The sequence below is a fragment of the Pseudoalteromonas sp. TB51 genome (assembly GCF_000498055.1).
Taxonomy (GTDB): Bacteria; Pseudomonadota; Gammaproteobacteria; order Enterobacterales; family Alteromonadaceae; genus Pseudoalteromonas; species Pseudoalteromonas atlantica.
On record NZ_AUTO01000361.1, the window covers coordinates 1 to 5,725 of the forward strand.

A 5,725-nucleotide genomic window follows, 5' to 3' on the forward strand; every position below is an offset into this window, starting at 1 on the left:
AACAGGGTTGAGCGGTAATCATCGTCTAGCCCTGCCATTTTCTTTTTCCTCGCCATACTAGCTGACTTAGATGTATCTTGTTTAAAAAGCGCCATGGCTATCTTTCGCATTACATTAAACATTAATGGCCCTTGAAGTTTGCGTATTCTCGATTCATCTTCTCTGAAGTTCATATCAAGCATCCAATGCATGCTTTCAACCTGCCAGTGACTGCGTACCGCATTGAGTGCTTGCGCTGCATTTAAGTCTAATGAACTTATATACCAGCGTGTTTCAGTGGTATCCGACCCTGCCGACTTATCATGAACTTCAGCCCTGACCTTAATAATACTCGTTAAGCCAGGCCAACGATAATCCTTGCCTAACCAGCTTTTATCTATAAGTAACTGCTGGCATGTACGTGTTTCAACACGCCCATGTCCTGAGCTTATTTCGGTATATTCATCACAATTATGCTGAGTTAACCTTTCACGCTCGCACTTGTGCCACCACGCTTCTAGTTCCTTTTGCATGCCTGAATGATTACCTTTAAGTGCAAGAATATAATCTGCTTTTTGTTGGATGATTTGTTTTGCTATTTCTTGTTGGCATCCCATCGCATCTAACGTAATGATACTGTTTTCAATATCGAGCAGGGTGAGTAATTCTGGTATTGCGGTGATTTCATTTGTTTTATTATCAACAGCCGTCTGCCCAAGCACTAACTGGTGTTGGCAACTCCATGCACTGACCGTGTGTAAGGCACTTTTTCTGTCTTTTGTGGTAAATGAACGTCGTGCGGTTTTGCCATCGATAGCGATGATATCTGCACCTGTGGTTTCAATCAGTGATGATATCCAAGATTGAAATGCCCTTTCTATTTCATTTGCTTTTAACCGACACATGACGCGAGCAATCGTGTCATGTTTTGGAATTCCTGCGTTGAACGTACCGTATTTTTTTAACCAATCAAGCTTTAGGTGCCCAAAGTCTTCAATATCTTCCCATCCTTCTGCACCAGAGAGTACAGCGCTAATAGCAAGGAGAAGAATATCGATAAGTTCATGCTTTTTACAACGTTCAATGCGAGGATCTGTAATTGAATTAAAATGTTTCAGAAAAGTAGTGCTCATATTTATGCGACCAAGTAATTATTATGCCTTGATCTGATCACTACTTGCTCTATAAGTTCAATTTATAATGATCTTGCCGTGGCCTTTAATTAAGCGCCTATGTAGTTTAGGGCGCTTTTTGTGTTAAACTTCGCCGCCGTGCAACGTAGTGTATGCGCAGCGGGCTATACCAACTCGGTTGTTATATTTCAAAAAACGTAGGTATTAAACTTCATGACTGCATTTTCAAATCATCAAATTGTTTTAACCGCTATTGGCGAAGATAGACCGGGAATTGTAAGTGAACTTACACAGCTTGTAAGTGATTGTCATTGCAACATTATAGATAGCCGAATAGCCATTTTAGGCAGCGAATTTACCTTTACCATGCTGCTAAGCGGCGATATGTCGGCCATTAGCCGCATAGAGCACACCTTGCCTACTAAAGGCATGGAGCTAGGCCTACTCACCATGATGAAGCGCAGCACCACTCGCCACACCGAAAGTGAATTTTGCGCAGGCTATACCCTTGAATACACAGGGATAGACACCCCAGGTACACTGAGTAAAGTAACGCGTTTTTTTGCCGATCACCACATTAGTATCTGCTCATTAAAGTCAGACACCTACGATGAAGAAACCGACACTAAAATGCGCTGCGAAATTGAGTTTAATATCCCAGTAGAGGTTGATATAGACCAATTTAAAGTGACCTTTGAAAACCTTTCGCACAGTCTTAACGTAGATTATATTTTTAAACGTATTCGCTAAGGAGCACAGCATGAACAAAATTAGTCCATTACAAGCCGGTGATACTGCACCAGAATTTAGCTTACAAAATCAAAACGACGAAACAGTCACCTTAAGTGAGCTGTTAAAAGAGCAACAAGTACTGGTGTACTTTTACCCTAAAGCTTCTACACCGGGTTGTACGGTTCAAGCCGAAAACTTACGTGACCAACAAGCGCAGCTTGCTCAATTTAACACCCGCGTTGTAGGTATTAGCCCAGACCCTATTAAGCGCCTTAAAAACTTTGAAACTAAAAAAGAGCTTAACTTTGATTTACTCGCCGATGAAGATCACGCCATCGCTGAAGCATTTGGCGTATGGGGCTACAAAAAGTTTATGGGTAAAGAGTACGATGGTATTCACCGCTTAACCTTTTTAGTAGGCCAAGACGGTAAAATTAAACACTTATTTGATAAGTTTAAAACTAAAGATCACCACCAAGTGGTTTTAGATTACTTAGCGGCGGAATAAGTAAGCTATCAGCTATCAGCTATCAGCTATCAGCTATCAGCTATCAGCTATCAGCTATCAGCTATCAGCTATCAAAAAATAGAAAAAAGCGTTGCTCTAGGGCAACGCTTTTTTATTAGCGTTTATTCAATGAAGTACAGTGACTCGTTACATAATTTATTAACCATAAGCGCCACTTGAATATATAAGCTCGTAACTGTGGCTATAAATTTCTAAAATATTGCCAAACGGGTCTTCCATGTAAATCATGCGGTATGGTTTTTCCCCTGGGTAATAATAGCGCGGCGCTTTCATACGCTTTTTACCGCCCGCGGCCACTATTTTATCAGCGAGTCCTTCTACATCAGGGTCTTGTACGCATAAATGGAATATTCCCGTTTTCCAATACTCAAAATTATTTTTTGGGTTTTGCTGATTTTTAAATTCAAATAGCTCAACCCCCACCCTATCCCCTGTTGATAAATGGGCTATTTTAAAACTGCCCCACCCAGCACCAAATACATCAGTACACATTTCACCAATAGGTGACTTATCTTCTGTTATTTGTGTGGGTTTCATAATTAAATACCAGCCCAGCACTTCAGTATAAAATTTAACAGCTTGTTCTAAGTTTGGCACTGACACACCAATATGCGAAAACGTGCGCGGATAAGGCATTGGCGAATCGTCTAAGCCATTTGCTTGCTTGCCTTTATCAGCTGCTTGCAGGTTGGCATTAGCATTTAAACTTGTAAACAGCATAGGCAGCGCCGCCGCACCCAACCCAGCAGCCGATAACTTCATAAAATCTCTTCGATTTAGCTCTTTTTTACTCATGGCATGTTCCTTAACGGCAAACGCGTTAAATGTAATTAAAGGAATTAATTAGCCATGATAAATGAATGTAGTGAGGACAAAAAATTATCAAATATGATATTAATAATTACGTTTTGTGATGGTGAGAGCTGTAATATATTTATTATTTTACTGGCGTTCTATAAATATTTAGGTTTTGTAATACATTATCTGCAACTAAAAAATTAGGTATAACATCTACGAGCAAAGCGCCTGATTTCAACGCAACCTTTATACTTGCCGCATTTTTCTCTAGGCACCTAAATTCGATAAATTTAACATGAGTGCTCGTGAGTAGCTGCGGAGCTTTTGAAATTATTTGACTAATAATCCCGTTACCATGAGCATCACTACTTAACCAGTAACCAAGTTCCGCTATATTCAACTCAGGGCAAATAGACTTAATTGCAAAAACACCACTCAGATTATCTTTATAATAAATTTTAAACCACCGTGAACCATTAAGCTCGCTGTTTGCTCTGTCGAGTATGTACTTTTTAGCTGATTCAATATTGTTTACCCCTTCTACCCAAGGTAAAAATTTACCTAAACTTGCCCGACTTAAATTAACAGCTTTTAATATGTCCGCAGCATCGCTTTCCACTAAAGGAGCTAGTTTGATGTGTTCTGCAATTTGGATATGCAAGTGTTCTTCCTTGTGAGTATTGATTTTATAGTTGTAAGTTTAAAGCTAAAGATCACTATTAAGTAGCCCCAAACTTATTTAACGGCTGAATAGCATTTGGACTATTAAAAAGGTACGGAAACGTATTACTCTAGCGCAACGTTTTTTATGCTAGTCATTAAATATTTAGTTAAGTATGTATGATCATAACCAGCCCTTGGTGTTTTTGCGTATTTTGAATATAGTACTCTCCAAATAAACTTCAATGAGCCTTATATGGAAACAATCAATAGAATTTTAAAGTGGCTTGGTGAGTGCTTTAAAGTAGAAGAAGACAAAGCTCTGCACGAGAACAAGCTATTTTGGATAGTAGTTCTCATTCCTTTATTTTTCATCATCTGGATTTCTTGGATATTGACCACAGAATTAATAACAAAAAGTATTTACAGCCCTCATATTAGCGCAGAGTCATTAGCTGGGTTTGTAAATTACTACGCTTTCCCTATTGCGTTATTAACTGTTCCGCTAACATTGGCAGTGATGATCAATAGATTTCATTCCTCAAAGCAAAAGGCGAAAAGTAATCGATTGGTTGAACAGAACAATGAATCGCCCCGTGTTTGCCAGAGACTCAATAACTTGAGAAACTGGAACTATGAAAAAATCAAATCGCTATACATCAGAATTTCGTGAACGTGCAATTAGGCTTGTTACCACACAACAGCATGAATACCCTTCTCTTTGGGCTGCGCTAGTATCGATTTCAGATAAACTGGGATGTACCCCAGAAACACTTAGAGCATGGGTCAAGAAATCTCAAGCTCAACCGTCTAAACCCTCTTCTAATACGCAATCAACTGAAGAACGCCTTGCCGTCTTAGAGCGCGAGAATAAAGAGCTCAAGCGAACGAATGATATCCTGAGGCAAGCTGCCGCTTTTTTCGCCCAAGCGGAGCTCGACCGCAAACAGAAGTAATAGTGGATTTTATTGATGCTTGCAGAGAGCATTACGGTGTCGAGTCAATTTGCAAGGAATTGCCGATTGCACCATCAACGTATTATTCTCATAAACAGATACAAAGAGAGCCTGAGCGACTGTCTAACCGCAAAAAGCGTGATGCTGAGCTGATAATACTCATTCGCGAAGTGTGGGAGGATAATATGTCAGTTTATGGTGCAAGAAAAATATGGAAGCAGCTACAGCTTGACGACCATCAAGTCGCCCGCTGTACAGTCGAACGATTGATGCGAGTTATGGGAATTCAAGGTGTTCGTCGGGGTAAAGCACATAAGACAACGATACCTGACGAGCAACAAGATAAGCCACTTGATTTAGTTAATCGTCAATTTACTGCTGAGCAGCCAAATCAACTTTGGGTAGCTGACATCACCTATGTTGCCACATGGAGTGGGTTTGTTTATGTCGCTTTCGTGATAGATGTTTTTTCACGATACATTGTAGGTTGGCGTGTATCAACGACAATGCACACAGAGCTTATTCTTGATGCGTTAGAGCAAGCTATTTGGCATCGTGGCAACCCCGAAGGGTTAATTCACCACAGCGACAGAGGCAGCCAATATTTGTCTATACGATACACTGAGCGACTTGCTGAAGCTGGAATTCAAGCGTCTGTAGGCAGTGTGGGTGACTCTTATGACAATGCATTGGCTGAAACAATAAATGGATTATTTAAAACAGAGATTATTCGCAGAAATGGCCCGTGGAAGAATGTTGATGCTGTTGAATACGCAACGTTAGAGTGGGTCAATTGGTTTAATAATCAACGCTTATTATCTTCAATTGGGTATATTTCACCAGCTCAATATGAAACAGACTACTATGATAATTTAAACGAGTCAGGTAAAGTGGCCTGACTTAAACAAACTGGTCTCCGATGAACTCGGGGCGATTCA

At 40.1% G+C, this 5,725-nt stretch carries 6 protein-coding genes, 1 pseudogene and 1 other annotated feature; of the genes and pseudogenes, 3 read left to right on the plus strand and 4 right to left on the minus strand.

Features of this window, described 5'->3' with window-relative positions; genetic code table 11:
- Positions 1-1,112, minus strand: a 1,112-nt coding sequence (locus tag L650_RS0123050; RefSeq protein WP_029771904.1) for an ISAs1 family transposase, incomplete at its 3' end; no start/stop codon positions are given.
- A gap of 213 nt (positions 1,113-1,325) precedes the next feature.
- Here L650_RS0123050 and L650_RS0123055 point away from each other — a divergent pair.
- Both L650_RS0123055 and bcp read left to right on the plus strand, forming a co-directional pair.
- A complete protein-coding gene (locus tag L650_RS0123055) occupies positions 1,326-1,862 on the plus strand; it encodes a glycine cleavage system protein R (RefSeq protein ID WP_029774547.1) in 537 nt (178 codons plus the stop codon).
- 10 nt (positions 1,863-1,872) lie between these two features.
- The gene (bcp, locus tag L650_RS0123060; protein WP_029774548.1) at positions 1,873-2,352 is read left to right on the plus strand and encodes a thioredoxin-dependent thiol peroxidase; all 480 of its coding nucleotides are present in this window, start codon (positions 1,873-1,875) and stop codon (positions 2,350-2,352) included.
- Between the two features lie 159 nt (positions 2,353-2,511).
- On the opposite strand, the gene L650_RS0123065 is transcribed toward bcp, so the two are convergent.
- The 3 genes and pseudogenes from L650_RS0123065 to L650_RS0123070 all read right to left on the minus strand — a co-directional run bounded on the left by L650_RS0123065 (position 2,512) and on the right by L650_RS0123070 (position 3,832).
- Entirely contained in the window at positions 2,512-3,009 is a 498-nt protein-coding gene (locus L650_RS0123065) for a lactoylglutathione lyase family protein (protein WP_029774549.1), read from the minus strand.
- A gap of 78 nt (positions 3,010-3,087) precedes the next feature.
- Positions 3,088-3,168, minus strand: a pseudogene (locus L650_RS24665) (twin-arginine translocation signal domain-containing protein); the annotation flags it as partial.
- Positions 3,169-3,310: 142 nt separating this feature from the next.
- On the minus strand, positions 3,311-3,832 hold the full coding sequence (locus L650_RS0123070) for a GNAT family N-acetyltransferase (protein WP_029774550.1): 522 nt from the start codon (positions 3,830-3,832) through the stop codon (positions 3,311-3,313).
- Between the two features lie 634 nt (positions 3,833-4,466).
- On the opposite strand from L650_RS0123070, the gene L650_RS0123085 reads away from it, so the two are divergent.
- Positions 4,467-5,686 (plus strand): IS3 family transposase gene (locus L650_RS0123085; RefSeq protein WP_223230517.1). Its coding sequence is split into 2 segments (ribosomal slippage): positions 4,467-4,755 and positions 4,755-5,686, totalling 1,221 coding nucleotides; the frame shifts between segments, so codons are not numbered across the junction.
- Positions 4,745-4,861, plus strand: a sequence feature (AL1L pseudoknot). (Overlaps the previous gene by 117 nt.)
- Positions 5,687-5,725 lie beyond the last annotated feature (39 nt).